The sequence below is a fragment of the Burkholderia sp. Bp8986 genome (assembly GCF_003854225.1).
In the GTDB taxonomy this organism is placed as follows: Bacteria; Pseudomonadota; Gammaproteobacteria; order Burkholderiales; family Burkholderiaceae; genus Burkholderia.
In genome coordinates this window covers 13,859-28,005 of the sequence record NZ_QTQM01000013.1, presented here as the reverse complement: position 1 = coordinate 28,005, position 14,147 = coordinate 13,859, and the positions used below count along the sequence as shown (strand labels likewise).

The window sequence follows — 14,147 nt, the reverse complement described above, 5'->3', positions numbered from 1 at the left end:
ATGCCCCGTGCCGCATACCGCGTCATACCGGGTTGATGTCGTCCTGGCTGCGCCGCGTGGTCAGCGGCCCGAGCATGCGCAGCGTGACCGCGACGATGCCGACCGCGACCGAGATCACGCCGAACATCGCTCCGGCGCCGTGCTCGGCCAGCACCGGCAGCAGCACGAACGGCAGCGCGCCGCTGACGATGCGCGACAGCGAGTAGGTGCTGCCGATCGCGGTCGAGCGCACGCGCGCCGGGAAGATCTCCGCCTGATACACGTGATACGCGTTGCTGAACACGTTCGACGCGCAGGTCGTCAGGAACCCGAAGCAGACGATCAGCGCCGTATTGCCCGAATACGCGAAGCACAGCCCGAACGCGGCGATCGAGAGGATCGACACGATCACGAGCGTGCGGCGCTCGATCCAGTTCAGCAGCGGAATCGACAGCAGCGAGCCGATCGGATAACCGATGAACGACAGTGCGATGAACAGCGTGCTGTCCGTCACGTCGAACCCGCGGCTCTTGACGACCGTGCTCGCGAGCGTGCCGAAGCCGTAATAGCCGAAGCCCTGGAACAGGTGGAATACCGCGAGCATCAGGTAGCGCGCGCCGTAGGGCCGGCGGCGCAGCAGCGCGATGCGCTCGCCGACGCGCAGCGGCCGCTGCGGTTCGGCCGATGCCGCGAACTGGTCGGGCACGCGCACCCCCGCGCTGTCCGCGAAGCGCTTCGCCGCGGCATGCGCATCCGCGGCGCGGCCCTGCGCGAGCAGCCAGCGCGGGCTTTCCGGCAGACGATGCTGGACCAGCAGCACGTACACGGCGCCGAGGCTGCCGATCGCGAGGATGATGCGCCAGCCGGCCACGCCCGCGACGTGCAGCGGATTCAGCCACAGCGCGAGGAAGCCGACCAGCGGCACGGCGACGTACGAAGTCGTATAGGCCCATGCGGCAAGCCGTCCGCGCTTGTCCTTCGGCAGGATTTCGGACAGGAAGCTGTCGGCGACCGGGTAGATCGCGCCGACGCCGATGCCCGTGAGAAAGCGGCATGCGACGAGCATGTCGGCGTTCACGGAGAACGCGCCGATCAGCGAGAACGCGCTGTACCAGACGAGCGTCATCAGGAACGCCTTGCGCCGGCCGATGCGGTCGGCGAGGCTGCCGAGACACAGCGCGCCGACGAACATTCCGATGAATGCCGACGCGAGCAGCAGCTTGAAATCGGCGCTTTGCCGGCTCAGCCCGTATTCGTGCTGCAGCGCGGAGCCGATCGTGCTGACGAGGAAGATCTCGTACATGTCGAAGAACAGCCCGATGCCGATCACCCAGACGACGAACCGGTGCAGCGCACCGACCGGCAGGTCGTCCATGAATTCGCCGAGCGTGATGCCACGCGCGGGCAGGGCCGTCGCATCGGCGCCGGCCCGGGCCGCGGACGATGCGGCGGACGCGGGTCCGCCCGCGGTGCCGCCAAGGTCGAGGGATTGGCTGTTCATCGTGTCTCCTGATTATCGATTTGCCGTGGCGCGATGCCCGGCCGTTCGCGGCTATTCGCGGCCGGCATCACGGGCCCGGTCGCGCGACGCGGCGCACGTGCCCGCAAGGCCCGCGAAAGGCCGGATGCGCGGGATGGCGCCGATCGTCCGAAACATGGTCGGCGAATTTGCGCGACGCGATAATTGCGGATGCTTCAAGCATCCTTTCCCGCGCAGAAAGGCCGGGAAACGCCCGCTGGGCGGGCGTCGGACGGAAGGCGAGCCGAAGCGGGAAGGTCAGGGCAGGGAAAACGATAGGCCGCGCTGCGCGGATTCGGCGGCCGGTGATGGTGATGGCGTACCGCGCGGTTCGGTATCCTCGGTCAATCCGCCGGCGCCGCGCGACGGAACGGCGGAGCGACGCCGCGGGACCTTGCATTCGTCAGCGTTCATCGATCGCTGCGACGCACCGAATGTGCAGCGCCGCCGCTCGTCCGCCCATCCGGCTCATGGCGACGCGCACGGATCGGACCGTTCATCCGTCGCCGCCGCACCGGCATCGGTGCCGGTCCCGACCCCGACGTCGGCCCGTTCATGCCGCACCGTCTCCGACGCAACCGCCTGCAGCTTCACCGCCAGGTCCGGCGCGATGCCGAGCTGCGCGGCTGCTTGCTCCCGCGCGCCCAGGGTGCGCACGTCGACGCCGGCGATCTGCTGGAACAACACGAGCGCGCTGAGGTAAGCGCCCGTCACGCCCGGATGCTGATAGTCGAGCCGCGAGATCGGCGGGTCGTTGTGCGCGCGCATGCCGTACCACAGCAGCGGGGCGCCCGACGGCGCATACGGATCGGGATCGGCGATGCCCGCCATCCACGCGCGCTGCCATGCGCGGCCGACCGGCGCGACGGCCACGATCGACGGATCGGTGCGGCGGGCGCGTTCGAATGCATCGCGATACGCGGCGACGAGTTCGGCGAGACGCTCGACATAGCGCGCGTGAAAGCCGGCGCTGCCCGGCTCGCCCGCCAGCGCCTTCGCGAGATCGGCGCCCGGCCAGGTTTCGTACAGATAGACGCGCGCTTGCGGTGCAGCAGCGCGAATGCCGCGCGCGATCTTCGCGACGCTCGCGCAGAAGGCGGCGGGATCGCTGGCACGGCTATGCGTGAGCACGAACGGCAGCGGCTTCGCGCTCAACTCCTGCAGCACGACCGCGTCCCAGACGGGCCGGTCGATCACGTCCGATGCAACGCGGTCGTGTTTGGCGAGACTCGTCGCCGACATCGCTTCGAGATGGACGTCATAGTCGAGCCCGGCTTCGACGGCAAACCGCGCGAAGATGCCCGGAATCCCGCCCCACGGGCCCGGCTCGCGTTCCGCGCGGGCGCCGGTCTGCCCGAAGTTCTCGTCGATCACCCGCGCCGCGGCCGCGCCTGCGGCCTGACGGCCGGCATGCATCGCGCCGTACGAACGCACGGGCGTGTAACGGCCGTGCGTGAGGCTGTCGCCGACGAACAGGATGCGTTGCGGCGAGCGGATTGCGGGCGCCGGCAACCCGGGCGGCGACACCGCCGCCGAGCCGGCCATCGCCGGCCCGGCGACCAGCCACGCGACGACGCACGCCGACGCGCAACGCATGACGACGCAACGCAACGCGGGCACGGCAGGCAAGTCGGTCATCTCGAAGTTCCGCAAGGACGCGTGGCCGAAGTATTTCACGAAGCGGCGCGACCGCGCTGCCCCCGCGTTGCGCAACGCGTACGGTAGACTGCTCGCTGGCTTTTCCCGCCCACGACACGACCCCACGCGCCCCCGCACACGACATGGACCGAATCGATGCGATGAAGGTGTTCGTCGCCACGCTCGACGAGGGCAGCCTCGCGGGCGCGAGCCGCCGCCTGGGCCGCTCGCCGGCGGCCGTCAGCCGCGCGCTCGCGTTTCTCGAGGAACACACGGGCACCGCGCTGCTGTACCGGACCACCCGGACGATCCGTTTGAGCGAAGCCGGTGAACGTTATGCGGCAGCGTGCCGCCGCATCCTCGCGGATCTCGAGGAAGCCGACATGCTGATCGCCGACGAACGCTCGGCGCCGCGCGGCCTGCTGACGATCACCGCACCGGTCGCCGCGGGCGAAGACGTGCTGCGTGCGCTCATCGACGAATTCATCGACCGCCATCCGGCCGTGTCGATTCGCCTGCAACTGCTCGACCGTCCCGTCAGCCTGATCGACGAGGGCATCGACGTCGCGCTGCGCATCGCGCACCTGAGCGATTCGACGCTCGTCGCGATGCCGGTCGGCGCGGTGCGGCGTGTCGTCGTCGCGTCGCCGGACTACCTTGCGAACCATCCGCCGATTACCGCGCCGGCCGATCTCGCCCGGCACCGGATCATCTCGATGACGCACTTCGGGCTCGATTCGTGGAGCTTTCCGCCGTCCGCGCCGTCGGCGCTGCCGCAGGTGGTCCAGTTCGCACCGCGCTTCATCGTCAACACGATCCGCGGTGCGCTCGCGTCGGCGCTCGCCGGCCACGGCGTCACGCGGCTGTTCTCGTATCACGTCGCGGAGCCGGTGCGGGACGGCGCGCTGCGCATCGTGCTGCGCGACAGCGAGCACGCGCCGCTGCCGATTCATCTGGTCACGCCTTACGGACGCCTGTCGGTGCCGAAGGTGCGGACGTTCGTCGATTTCGCCGCGCCGCGATTGCGCGAGCATTTCGCGCAGCTGGCGGCCATCACCGACGGAGATTGAATCGCGTTTCGGAAGAATGGCTTCCGTTCTGCATGGATTCTCCCGATACCCGGTTCAATCTAGACTTCCTTCAACCGGCGGATGCGCGTGCATCCGCCCAGCGAATGGGAGGTCTCCATGCAACAAGCGCTTCTCGACCGGCCGCACGCCCCCGCGTTCAACGTGTGGCGCGGCACGGTATCCGGCGCCAGCGCGAGCCTGATCGGGATCGGCCTGGCGCGCTTTGCGTACACGCCGCTCTTGCCGGCGATCATCGGTGCGCACTGGTTTCCCGCGCCCACCGCCGCGTATCTCGGGGCGGCCAACCTCGGCGGCTATCTGGCCGGCGCGCTGGTCGCCGGCACGCTCGCGCGCCGCGCCGGCTCGACCGCCGTGCTGCGCGCGATGATGCTGCTCGCGACACTCGCATTCGTCGCGTGCGCGGCACCAGTGTCGTTCGTGTGGTTCTTCGTGTGGCGTTTCGCGTCCGGCCTGTCGGGCGGGGCGCTGATGGTGCTCGCGGCGCCGGCGATCCTCACGCACGTGCCGCCGTCCCGGCGCGGTTTCGCGAGCGGCGGCATCTTCACCGGGATCGGGCTCGGCATCGCGGCATCGGGCACGATCGTGCCGATCCTGCTGCGGCAAGGGCTCACCGTCACGTGGCTCGGGCTCGCGATCGTGTCGCTACTGCTGACCGCCGTCGCGTGGCGCGGCTGGCCGGCCGACGACGCACGGCCCGCAGCCGCCGCGGCGCATGCCGCGCACGCGCGCAACCCGCCGGCCGGCAGCCTGCGCGCGCTGTACGTCGAATACGGGCTCAACGCGGTCGGGCTCGTCCCGCACATGATCTTCCTCGTCGACTACGTCGCGCGCGGACTCGGCAAGGGCGTCGACGCGGGCGCGCAGTACTGGGTGCTGTACGGCCTCGGCGCGATCGTCGGGCCGCTCGCGTGCGGGCATCTGGCCGACCGTGCGGGCTTCGGCCGCGCACTGCGGATCGCATTCGCGATCGAAGCCGTCGCGGTCGCGCTGCCGCTGCTCGGCCTGGGCCCGGCCGCGCTGATCGTGTCGAGCCTGCTCGTCGGCGCGTTCACGCCCGGCATCGTGCCGCTCGCGCTGGGCCGCGTAAACGAGCTGCTCGCGCATCATCCGTCGGTCGCGAAGCGCGCATGGCGCAGCGCGACGACCAGTTTCGCGATCATGCAGGCGGTCGCCGCCTACGGTCTGTCGTACCTGTTCGCATCGAGCGGCGGCCGTTACGAAGCGCTGTTCGGCGTCGGCACCGCCGCGCTGTTGCTGGCGCTCTCGGTCGACGTGATCTCCTCGGCGAGGGCGCGATGAGCACGACCGCCCACGCACCGGCCGCCGCACACGCCGGCCGCTCGAGCGCCGGCTACGCCGAACGCAATGCGCGCTACTGGCGGCGCAATCTTGCCGTGTGCGTGTTCGGTTCGTTCACGACGCTCGTGAGTCTCAGCATGCTGCTGCCGTTCCTGCCGCTGTATGTGCGGCAGCTCGGCGTCGACGCGCAGTCGGCCGTGATCCAGTGGTCGGGCGTCGCGTTCGGCGCGACGTTCCTCGGCACGGCCGTCACCGCACCGCTGTGGGGCCGCCTCGCGGATCGCTTCGGCCGCAAGCCGATGCTCGTGCGCGCGGCACTCGGGATGGCCGTCGTGATGTCGCTGATCGGCGTCGCGCACAACGTGGTGGAACTCGTTGCACTGCGGCTGATCGCCGGGCTCGTCGGCGGCTATGCGTCCGCGTCGACCGTGATGGTCGGCACCCAGGCGCCGCGCGAACGCGCGGGCTGGGCGCTCGGCATCCTGTCGACCGGCGCGCTCGCGGGCAATCTCGTCGGGCCGCTCGTCGGCGGCCTGCTGCCGGGCTGGCTCGGCATTCGCGGCACGTTTTTCGCGGGTGGCGCGATGATCGCCGTCGCCGCGCTGCTGACGATCGTCGTCGTGAAGGAGGACTTCGATCCGGCCACCGACGCGCACGCGCGGCACGCCCGCGCAACGTCGGCGAACCCGGCCCGGCGCACCGATCGCGTGGCGGTCGCCGCGCTGCTCGTGACGGCGATGATGGTGCTGCTCGCGAACATGTCGATCGAGCCGATCATCACGGTCTATATCGGCGGGCTCGGCGTGGACGGCAATCATCTGGCGCGCATCGCCGGCGTCGTGATGGCCGGCTCCGCACTCGGCAGCATGCTGACCGCCGCGCGGCTCGGCGCGCTCGCCGACCGGATCGGCAGCTGGAACGTGATCGTCGGCTGCCTGCTGCTGACCGCGCTCGCGATGCTGCCGCAGGCGTTCGTCACGCACTGGTGGCAGCTCGCCGCGCTGCGCATGCTGATGGGGATGACGCTCGCCGGGTTGCTGCCGTCGATCGGCAAGCTGGTCCGGCAGTCGGTCGACGAGCGCGCGACGGGCCAGATGCTCGGCTACCTGCAGTCCGCGCAGTTCGGCGGGCAGGTGATCGGCCCGGTGATCGGCGGACAGATCGGCGTCGCGCTCGGACTGCATTCGGTGTTCTTCGTGACGGCCGCGCTGCTGGCGGCCTGCGCGGCGCTCGCATATCGGGTGCGCAGCCGGTAGAAGCGCTGCGCGCTGGCCCGCGGGCGGCGCTCTGGCGTAGCATGGGCGCAGTTGCGGGGCGGCCGGTTCGAACGCCGTGCGGAGGCGACGCCGCAACCACGCGTCGCGACGGCCGCGTCGTCGTTTGGTCAGCCGCCGTATCCGGCACCGCTTTCGCATTCGCATGACAGGGTCCATACGACGCACCGCGCATGCGCGACGTCGCCGGACCCGACCCAGCCGCTTCGGCCGGCAGCCGGCCCGAGCCTTCCGATCCCGGACGTTGCAGGAGGCAACGACATGAATCGACCGACCGACAACCGGACGCTGCTGCGCACGCTCGGCGTCCGTACTCCGATCATCCAGGCGCCGATGGCCGGCGTCAGCACGCCCGCGCTGGCGGCTGCCGTGTCGAACGCGGGCGGGCTCGGCTCGCTCGGCGTCGGCGCGGCGAACGCCGACGGCGCGCGCAAGATGATCCGCGACACGCGCGCGCTCACCGACCGGCCGTTCAACATCAACCTGTTCTGCCACCAGCCGGCCCGTGCCGATGCCGCCGTCGAGCGCGCGTGGCTCGAGTGGCTCGCACCGGTGTTCCGCGAATACGGCGCGACGCCGCCGGCGGCGCTGTCGGAGATCTACACGAGCTTCGTCGCGGACGATGCGATGCTCGCGATGTTGCTCGAGGAAAAACCGGCGGTCGTGAGCTTTCATTTCGGGTTGCCGTCCGACGAGGCGATCGCGATGCTCAAGCGCGCCGGCATCACGCTGTTCGCGTCCGCGACGCATCCCGACGAAGCCCGCCAGATCGCCGCGGCCGGCATCGATGCGATCGTCGCGCAGGGCATCGAGGCCGGCGGGCATCGCGGCGTATTCGACTCGACGGCGCACGACGACCGGCTCGGCACGTTCGCGCTGACGCGACTGCTCGTGCGCGAATGCGCGCTGCCGGTGATCGCCGCCGGCGGCATCATGGACGGCGACGGCATCGCCGCGGCGCTCGCGCTCGGTGCGCAGGCCGCGCAACTCGGCACGGCGTTCGTCGCGTGTCCGGAAACGTCGATCGACGACGGTTATCGCCGCGCGATCCTCGGCGACGCGGCGCACCGCACGACCTTCACGACCGCGATCTCCGGCCGTGTCGCGCGCGGCATCGCGAACCGGCTGACGGCGCTCGGCGACGATCCGCACGCACCGGCGACGCCCGCCTATCCGATCGCGTACGACGCCGGCAAGGCGCTGCATGCGGCCGCGAAGGCGAAGGGCGAGTTCGGCTACGGCGCGCAGTGGGCAGGGCAGGCGGCGCCGCTCGTGCGGTCGCTGCCGGCGGCGGAACTGTTCGCGACGCTCGAGCGCGAGACGCGGGCGGCCATCGCGCGGCTGCAGCACGCGCTGGACTGAGTGCCGGATCACGCGGCGTGCGGCGGACGCGCCGGAAGGCGCTGAAATCCGCACCGTTCGCGACAAAATTGCAATGCTCTGTGTCTGCGCACCGCGCGGATACAGAGCGATACAACGCGTCCGCCCGGGTTCGTTATAAAGCAGACATCACCTCTCGAGGAGCACGACATGTCTGCTACATGGTTCAACGGATCCTGCCATTGCGGCGCCGTGAAATTCCAGGTCCGGACCGCGCTTGCGCCGGCCGTTCGCTGCAACTGCAGCCTTTGCCGCCGTCGCGGCGCGTTGATGAGCCCGATGTTCCCCGCCGCCGACCTGAAGATCGTCGCAGGCGAGGACGCGCTGACGACCTACCGTTTCAACACGCGCACGGCCCGTCACTTTTTCTGCAGCCGGTGCGGCGTCTACCCGTTTCATCAGACGCGCAAGGATCCCGCGTGTTGGCGCGTCAATCTCGGCTGCCTCGAAGGCGTCGAACCGTATGCGCTCGACGCGACCGTCGCCGACGGCGCGAGCCTGTCCGTCGTGGAGGATGCATGAAACGCTGGCTGACGATCCTGCTGTTCGCCGCGGGCGGCCTCGCGACCGAAATCGCGCATCCGGTGCAGTGTTCGCTGCTGTCGATCAGCCGGCAACGGCACGGCGAGCGCCGGGGCCGGAACGACGGCGATCGAGCCTGAGCGTGAGCGGGCATCGCTCGCGTCGCGTGCTGTCGATCGGAAACGATAATCATGCTTCCGATAAGATCGTACGCGATATATAATGCATTCATCTGCGACACGCTCCCGTGTCGATGGAGGATGCTCATGAAACCGACCGAAACCCAATCGCCCGCCACGCCGAAGCTTTCCGAGTTCCTGTGCTTTGCGATCTACTCGACGAACCTCGCGTTCGGCAAGGCCTACAAGCCGATCCTCGAGGAGCTCGGCCTCACGTACACGCAATACATCACGATCATTGCGCTGTGGGAGGAGGGCGACCAGACGGTCGGGCAGCTCGGCGAAAAGCTGTTCCTCGAATCGAACACGCTGACGCCGATCCTGAAGAAGCTCGAGGCGATGGGCTATCTGGAACGGCACCGCGATCCGTCGGACGAGCGCCAGGTGGTCGTGAGCCTGACGAAAAGCGGTCGCCGCGTGCGCGAGAAGGGGCTCGACATGAATCTCGTCGAAGCCACCGGGCTCAAACCCGACGAATTCGCGAAGATGCAGAAGGCGATCGTCACGCTGCGCGGCAACCTGATCGATTCGATCGACGAGTAAACCACGAATAGCCTGGCCGCCGGCTCGATGTCGAGCCGGCGATACGATTGCAGCCGGCTTCCTCCACGATGTCCATGCTTTTCCGGCCGTCCGGACCGACCTTTGCAATGCTGCGCCCGGTTGCTTACGGTTGACGCTCGGGCTGGCCCGTCCCGGTATCCTCACGCCCCAACACCAGCAATTGCATGTCGCGACGGATCGTGAAACCGAGTGCCAGATAGCGCTCGATTGCGACGCGATTCGACGACAGCACATGCAGAAACGGCGTTTCCGCCCGCGTGCGAATCCGCGCGATCAATGCGCGGATCAGTCCGGCCGCGAGGCCCTGGCCGCGAAAGGCGGGATCCACGCACACGGCGCTGATCTCCGTATGGCCGCCGGCAGTCAGTCGCTGACCGGCCATCGCCACGAGCCGTCCTTCTCTCCGTACACCGAGATAGCCGCCGAATTCGATCGTGCGCGGGCCGAACGGACCCGGCTCCGTCGCCGCGATCAGCTCGAGCATGGCCGGTACGTCGCCTTCGGTCAGCCGGACATGCTCCAGCGGCTGCGCATCGTCAGGTGTTCCCTGCCAGATCATCTGATGCAGCACCGCGCGCCGGACCACGGAACATCCGCCCGGCGTCGGGATCTCGTCAGGCGTGACCAGTGCCGCGGGCCCGTGCGTGTCGATCAATGCGCGCAACGCGTCGAAAGCGGCCGGGCTGCGCTCGGCGAGGCCGGCAAACGGCGCGAGTTCGGGAGGAAAGCGCCGCGCGCGCTCGTCGCCGAGCGCAAAACGCTGCTGCTCGCCGGCGAGCGCATGCCACACGGCGTTGTCGAGCGGATGCGCTCCGCTTCCTTCGTTCCCCGTCGTTGCTTGCCGCATTGCCTGCTCCCTGATTGAAGGTCGTTCGTCGCACAGCATAGACGCGATCGTCCATTCAGGTCTCAGACGAACAAAAAGCGCATACGATTGTATCGCATACGCTTTATTTGATGGATGACGTCGTCGATTTCGGCGCGGTGCTCAATGACCGAAGTAGATCGAGCGCTCGGCCGTGCGAACGACGTTCCGGCTGCCGGCTTGCGTCGCGCCGTCGGCGTCGCTGCCGTAACCGGATGCGTCGGTATCGGCCGCTGTCGCAGCGTTGTCGCGCACCCGCTTCAGCGCGGCCTGCAGATTCTGCGGATAGTTCGGATCGTTCGGGCGATTCGGCAGGTAGCCGGCCTTCTGGAGCGCGGCCAGTTCCGCCCGCACCTGCGCACGCGTGACGGTGCTTTCGGTCGCGAATGCCGGTGCGGCAGCGGAAACGGACACGGCGACGAGCAGGGCAGCAATCAGTTGGGTCTTCATCATTTACCTCGACAGAAAAGAGTGATCGGAGTGTGGGCGTCGCACGCCGGCAATCGGCGCCGATCGCGATTTCATTCAATGGCCGAAGTAGATCGAGCGCTCGGCGACCCGCATGGCAGGACGGCTGCCCGACTGCGTGCCGGCTGCCGCGTCGCTGCCGTAACCGGACGTCGCCGTATCGGCTGCGGCGGTGTCGTTCGCGTGGATACGCGTCAGCGCGGCCTGCAGGTCGTCCGGATAGTGCGGATCGTTCGCGCGGCCCGGCACATAGCCGGCTTGCTGCAGCTGGGCGAGCTCGGCGCGCACTTGCGCACGCGTCACGACGGCTTCACTGGCAAAGGCGGGGGCGGCAACGGCGGCGGATACGGCAACGAGAAGGGCGGCGATCACTTGGGTTTTCATCATTTACCTCGACAGATTCAATGGAAAGAAACGGGGCGTTCAGGCATGTGCGGCATGTCGACGCGATTCGTCCGGAATCGCGGATCGCGCTCAACGACCGAAATAGATCGAATGCTCGGCCATCTGCACGACCGCGCGTCGGCCCGACTGCGTCGCCGCGACGGCGTCGCCGCCGTAGCCCGCGTTCGACGGTGCGTTGGCCACCGCGTCGTCCGCGTGGATCTGCGTCAGCGCGGCCTGCAGGTTGTCCGGGTAGGTCGCGTCGCTGGCGCGGTTCAGCGGGTAGCCGGTCCGTTCGAGCTGCGCGAGTTCGGCGCGCACTTGCGCACGCGTCACGACGGCGTCACTGGCGAAGGCCGGCGCGGCAACGGCAGCGGACACGGCGACGAGCAGGGCGGCGATCAGTTGGGTCTTCATCATTTACCTCGACAAGAAAATGGCACGAGATTCGGGAGGGCGGCGCCTGGCCGCCCGATTCAACGTTCAGACGATGCGGATTTCGACGTCGATGTTGCCGCGCGTCGCTTTCGAGTACGGGCAGGTCTGATGCGCGGTGTCGACGATGTGCTGCACGACGTCACGATCGAGCCCGGGCGCGCTCACGTTCAGGCGGGCCTGCAGGAAGTACGCGTTGCCGCCCACGCCCAGGTCCACTTCCGCATCGACCGCGAGATCGGTCGGCAGCGTCACCTTCGCCGCACGTGCCGCGAGCTGCATCGCGCCGATGAAGCAGGCCGACCAGCCGGCCGCGAACAGTTGTTCCGGATTCGTGCCGGTTCCGGCGGTGCCCGGCGACGACAACTGGATGTCGAGGCGACCGTCGGAACTGCGCGCCGCACCGTCGCGGCCGCCGGAAGTCGTATGCGTCTTGCCCGTGTACAGCACTTTTTCGATCTTGCTCATCGTTCACTCCGTCAGGTTGGAAGGTTCTATCTAATGCGATTCGATCGCATGCGATGCAGTTTGGTCGAGACGCCGAACCTCGTCAAGCGGATTCGATTAAATCGCATGCGATATTTTGTATTTCAATGTATCTGGATCGTGTACGGCCTTGCCAGGCAAGGATGTGCTGTGTTCCATCCCTTATATCGAAAAGATCGCGTCGCGCGACATTCCGGGCGCGGACAGGGCGGCCGCCGTCGGAACGGCGGCTGCCCGCGCAACCACAACGCGGCTACGCCGGCCGGATTTCGGCGATCACGACCAGAATCACGGCTGCGTCGGCCGGCAACTGGCGCTGGGAAAACGCCGAGCGCGCATGCCCGGCCTTGTCGCCGAGCACGGCGGCGAACAGATCGGATGCGCCGTCGATCACGGCCGGCTGGCCGAAAAAGCCGTCCGCCGACGCAACGTGCCCCTCGACACGCACGATGTGATGCAGGCGCTCGAACCCGCCGAGGTGCTTGCGGATCTGCGCGAGCACGTTCAGCGCCGCGAGTTGCGCCGCATGCCGCCCGTCGTCGACGTTCAGCCGTTCGCCGACGCGGCCTGTATAGGCAACCTTGCCGTCGACGAGCGGCAGTTGTCCGGAGATGAACAATAGATTGCCGGCTTCGCTGACGGCCGTGTAGCTGCCGAGCGGTTGCGGCGGTTCGGGTAACGTGAGGCCGAGTTCGGCCAGCTTCTGTTCGATCGTCATCGCTTGCTCCTTCGGGGAAGATTGAGTGGCGCCCAGGCTCGGAAGCTTCACTCGCACGGGTCTCTGGCAGTCACTCTATTGAGGCGCTCGACGCCGGTAAATATCGTTCGCGCAATTGAATCGACACGCGATGTAACGAATCGCGCGCGGCGCAATGTGGCGCGAACGGTTGCCGGCGACTGTCGTCGGTACGCTGGTTTCCCGGCCGGGATTCATGCACACTCGCTGCTTCAGCGTCACGCGACGAAACGGCGCGCGCCGGCTCGCCGCGAGCGCGATTCCGTGATGCCTACGTTCACGTTGCCGGCCACGCCACGCACGAAGCAGCAGGAGCGCCCCATGCAGAGAAAATTCGACGACCTGCTGCTCGGCAGCATCGAGCTGTTCTGCCTGGCCGCGGAACTCGGCAGCTTCACGCTCGCGGCGACGGCTGCGAGCGTCACGCCGGCCGCGGTCAGCCGCTCGGTCGCGCGCCTCGAGGAGCGTCTCGGCGTACGCCTGTTCGTGCGGACGACACGGCAGATCCGCCTGACCGATTCCGGCCGGCGCTATTTCGAGCAATGCCGTGATGCGCTCTCGCAGCTCGTCGACGCCGAGCGCGAAGCGACGGGCCAGCAGGCCACGCCGGCCGGCGTGCTGCGCATCAGCATGCCGACGCCGTACGGACACTATCGCGTGTTGCCGCTGTTACCCGCGTTTCGCGAGCGATATCCGGACGTGCGCGTCGAAACGCATCTGAGCAACCGCAACATCGACTTCGCCGAGGAGGGTTTCGATCTTGCGATCCGCGGCCGCGCGCCGGCGGATTCGAGCCTGGTCGCGCGCAAGCTGGAGGATGCGGAACTCGTTGTCGTCGCGACGCCCGGCTACCTGAAACGCGCCGGCGTGCCGCGCGCCGTCGACGATCTGCACGCGCACGAATGCATCCAGTTCGAGCTCCCGAGCAGCGGCCGGCCGATTCCGTGGTTGTTCAACGACGGCTCGGCGGAAATCGACGTCGCGACGACCGGCGGCTACGGCACGTCGGGCGACGTCCTCGCCGGCGTCACGCTCGCGCGCAGCGGCGCGGGCCTGTTCCAGACCTATCGCTTCATCGTCGACCGGGATCTGCGCGAGGGCACGCTCACGGAGGTGCTGTCCGGCCAGGGCGGCCGGTCGCGGCCGTTCATGCTGCTGTATCCCCACGCGCGCTATCTGTCTTCGCGCGTGCGCGTGTTCGTCGACTTTCTCGTCGAACATCTTCAACAGGCGCCCGGCAAGCGGGCGCGCTAGGCTCGTCCGGGGGGAATGCCGGCAACGGGGCAGAGCGGGGCGCGAATGGCGCGGCTGCGCCGTTGCAGGACCGC

At 68.5% G+C, this 14,147-nt stretch carries 16 protein-coding genes; 8 read left to right on the top strand and 8 right to left on the bottom strand.

From position 1 onward, the window contains the following. Window positions 1-22: 22 nt before the first annotated feature. On the bottom strand, window positions 23-1,480 hold the full coding sequence (locus DID99_RS14460) for an MFS transporter (RefSeq protein WP_124666978.1): 1,458 nt from the start codon (window positions 1,478-1,480) through the stop codon (window positions 23-25). A 486-nt stretch (window positions 1,481-1,966) separates the two neighbouring features. Continuing rightward, the gene (locus DID99_RS14455) at window positions 1,967-3,136 is read right to left on the bottom strand and encodes a hypothetical protein (protein ID WP_124666977.1); all 1,170 of its coding nucleotides are present in this window, start codon (window positions 3,134-3,136) and stop codon (window positions 1,967-1,969) included. A 143-nt stretch (window positions 3,137-3,279) separates the two neighbouring features. On the opposite strand from DID99_RS14455, the gene DID99_RS14450 reads away from it, so the two are divergent. From DID99_RS14450 to DID99_RS14425, 7 genes are all read left to right on the top strand, one after another. Then, window positions 3,280-4,206, top strand: a complete 927-nt coding sequence (locus DID99_RS14450) for a LysR family transcriptional regulator (protein WP_044843518.1) — start codon at window positions 3,280-3,282, stop codon at window positions 4,204-4,206. Window positions 4,207-4,323: 117 nt separating this feature from the next. Further along, window positions 4,324-5,526 carry a YbfB/YjiJ family MFS transporter gene (locus DID99_RS14445; RefSeq protein WP_124666976.1) on the top strand — a complete coding sequence of 401 codons (1,203 nt, stop codon included), beginning with the start codon at window positions 4,324-4,326 and terminating at the stop codon, window positions 5,524-5,526. Beyond that, entirely contained in the window at window positions 5,523-6,782 is a 1,260-nt protein-coding gene (locus DID99_RS14440; protein WP_124666975.1) for an MFS transporter, read from the top strand. Before DID99_RS14445 ends, DID99_RS14440 begins: the two co-directional genes overlap by 4 nt. A 279-nt stretch (window positions 6,783-7,061) precedes the next feature. Next, window positions 7,062-8,162 (top strand): nitronate monooxygenase family protein, encoded by a 1,101-nt coding sequence (locus tag DID99_RS14435; RefSeq protein WP_124666974.1) that lies wholly within the window; start codon window positions 7,062-7,064, stop codon window positions 8,160-8,162. Window positions 8,163-8,330: 168 nt separating this feature from the next. Then, window positions 8,331-8,702 carry a GFA family protein gene (locus DID99_RS14430; RefSeq protein ID WP_124485462.1) on the top strand — a complete coding sequence of 124 codons (372 nt, stop codon included), beginning with the start codon at window positions 8,331-8,333 and terminating at the stop codon, window positions 8,700-8,702. Next, window positions 8,699-8,842: a hypothetical protein gene (locus DID99_RS37265; protein ID WP_185500367.1), complete on the top strand. Its 144-nt coding sequence runs from the start codon at window positions 8,699-8,701 to the stop codon at window positions 8,840-8,842. The genes DID99_RS14430 and DID99_RS37265 overlap by 4 nt, the downstream gene beginning before the upstream one ends. 126 nt (window positions 8,843-8,968) lie before the next feature. Further along, window positions 8,969-9,424 carry a MarR family winged helix-turn-helix transcriptional regulator gene (locus DID99_RS14425; RefSeq protein WP_044843621.1) on the top strand — a complete coding sequence of 152 codons (456 nt, stop codon included), beginning with the start codon at window positions 8,969-8,971 and terminating at the stop codon, window positions 9,422-9,424. 124 nt (window positions 9,425-9,548) lie between these two features. Here DID99_RS14425 and DID99_RS14420 read toward each other — a convergent pair whose 3' ends face one another. The 6 genes from DID99_RS14420 to DID99_RS14395 all read right to left on the bottom strand — a co-directional run bounded on the left by DID99_RS14420 (window position 9,549) and on the right by DID99_RS14395 (window position 12,801). Continuing rightward, window positions 9,549-10,292, bottom strand: coding sequence for a GNAT family N-acetyltransferase (locus DID99_RS14420; RefSeq protein ID WP_124666973.1), 744 nt, complete (start codon window positions 10,290-10,292; stop codon window positions 9,549-9,551). Window positions 10,293-10,433: 141 nt separating this feature from the next. Beyond that, complete coding sequence (locus DID99_RS14415; protein WP_124666972.1) at window positions 10,434-10,763, bottom strand: DUF4148 domain-containing protein; 330 nt, start codon at window positions 10,761-10,763, stop codon at window positions 10,434-10,436. Between the two features lie 72 nt (window positions 10,764-10,835). Then, window positions 10,836-11,162 (bottom strand): DUF4148 domain-containing protein, encoded by a 327-nt coding sequence (locus tag DID99_RS14410; RefSeq protein WP_124666971.1) that lies wholly within the window; start codon window positions 11,160-11,162, stop codon window positions 10,836-10,838. Window positions 11,163-11,252: 90 nt separating this feature from the next. Continuing rightward, a complete protein-coding gene (locus DID99_RS14405) occupies window positions 11,253-11,582 on the bottom strand; it encodes a DUF4148 domain-containing protein (RefSeq protein ID WP_409362699.1) in 330 nt (109 codons plus the stop codon). 63 nt (window positions 11,583-11,645) lie between these two features. Next, on the bottom strand, window positions 11,646-12,065 hold the full coding sequence (locus tag DID99_RS14400) for an organic hydroperoxide resistance protein (RefSeq protein ID WP_124666969.1): 420 nt from the start codon (window positions 12,063-12,065) through the stop codon (window positions 11,646-11,648). Window positions 12,066-12,336: 271 nt separating this feature from the next. Next, on the bottom strand, window positions 12,337-12,801 hold the full coding sequence (locus DID99_RS14395) for a RidA family protein (protein ID WP_124485458.1): 465 nt from the start codon (window positions 12,799-12,801) through the stop codon (window positions 12,337-12,339). Window positions 12,802-13,140: 339 nt separating this feature from the next. Here DID99_RS14395 and DID99_RS14390 point away from each other — a divergent pair, with 339 nt between their 5' ends. Then, the gene (locus DID99_RS14390) at window positions 13,141-14,073 is read left to right on the top strand and encodes a LysR family transcriptional regulator (protein ID WP_124570521.1); all 933 of its coding nucleotides are present in this window, start codon (window positions 13,141-13,143) and stop codon (window positions 14,071-14,073) included. The last annotated feature ends 74 nt before the right edge of the window (window positions 14,074-14,147 follow it).

Coding starts and splice junctions, on each gene's coding strand:
- DID99_RS14460 (WP_124666978.1), bottom strand. CDS start 1,480: ATGAACAGCCAATCCCTCGACCTTGGCGGCACCGCGGGCGGACCCGCG.
- DID99_RS14430 (WP_124485462.1), top strand. CDS start 8,331: ATGTCTGCTACATGGTTCAACGGATCCTGCCATTGCGGCGCCGTGAAA.
- DID99_RS14400 (WP_124666969.1), bottom strand. CDS start 12,065: ATGAGCAAGATCGAAAAAGTGCTGTACACGGGCAAGACGCATACGACT.
- DID99_RS14390 (WP_124570521.1), top strand. CDS start 13,141: ATGCAGAGAAAATTCGACGACCTGCTGCTCGGCAGCATCGAGCTGTTC.
- DID99_RS14405 (WP_409362699.1), bottom strand. CDS start 11,582: ATGATGAAGACCCAACTGATCGCCGCCCTGCTCGTCGCCGTGTCCGCT.
- DID99_RS14410 (WP_124666971.1), bottom strand. CDS start 11,162: ATGAAAACCCAAGTGATCGCCGCCCTTCTCGTTGCCGTATCCGCCGCC.
- DID99_RS14450 (WP_044843518.1), top strand. CDS start 3,280: ATGGACCGAATCGATGCGATGAAGGTGTTCGTCGCCACGCTCGACGAG.
- DID99_RS14395 (WP_124485458.1), bottom strand. CDS start 12,801: ATGACGATCGAACAGAAGCTGGCCGAACTCGGCCTCACGTTACCCGAA.
- DID99_RS14445 (WP_124666976.1), top strand. CDS start 4,324: ATGCAACAAGCGCTTCTCGACCGGCCGCACGCCCCCGCGTTCAACGTG.
- DID99_RS37265 (WP_185500367.1), top strand. CDS start 8,699: ATGAAACGCTGGCTGACGATCCTGCTGTTCGCCGCGGGCGGCCTCGCG.
- DID99_RS14415 (WP_124666972.1), bottom strand. CDS start 10,763: ATGATGAAGACCCAACTGATTGCTGCCCTGCTCGTCGCCGTGTCCGTT.
- DID99_RS14440 (WP_124666975.1), top strand. CDS start 5,523: ATGAGCACGACCGCCCACGCACCGGCCGCCGCACACGCCGGCCGCTCG.
- DID99_RS14435 (WP_124666974.1), top strand. CDS start 7,062: ATGAATCGACCGACCGACAACCGGACGCTGCTGCGCACGCTCGGCGTC.
- DID99_RS14420 (WP_124666973.1), bottom strand. CDS start 10,292: ATGCGGCAAGCAACGACGGGGAACGAAGGAAGCGGAGCGCATCCGCTC.
- DID99_RS14425 (WP_044843621.1), top strand. CDS start 8,969: ATGAAACCGACCGAAACCCAATCGCCCGCCACGCCGAAGCTTTCCGAG.
- DID99_RS14455 (WP_124666977.1), bottom strand. CDS start 3,136: ATGACCGACTTGCCTGCCGTGCCCGCGTTGCGTTGCGTCGTCATGCGT.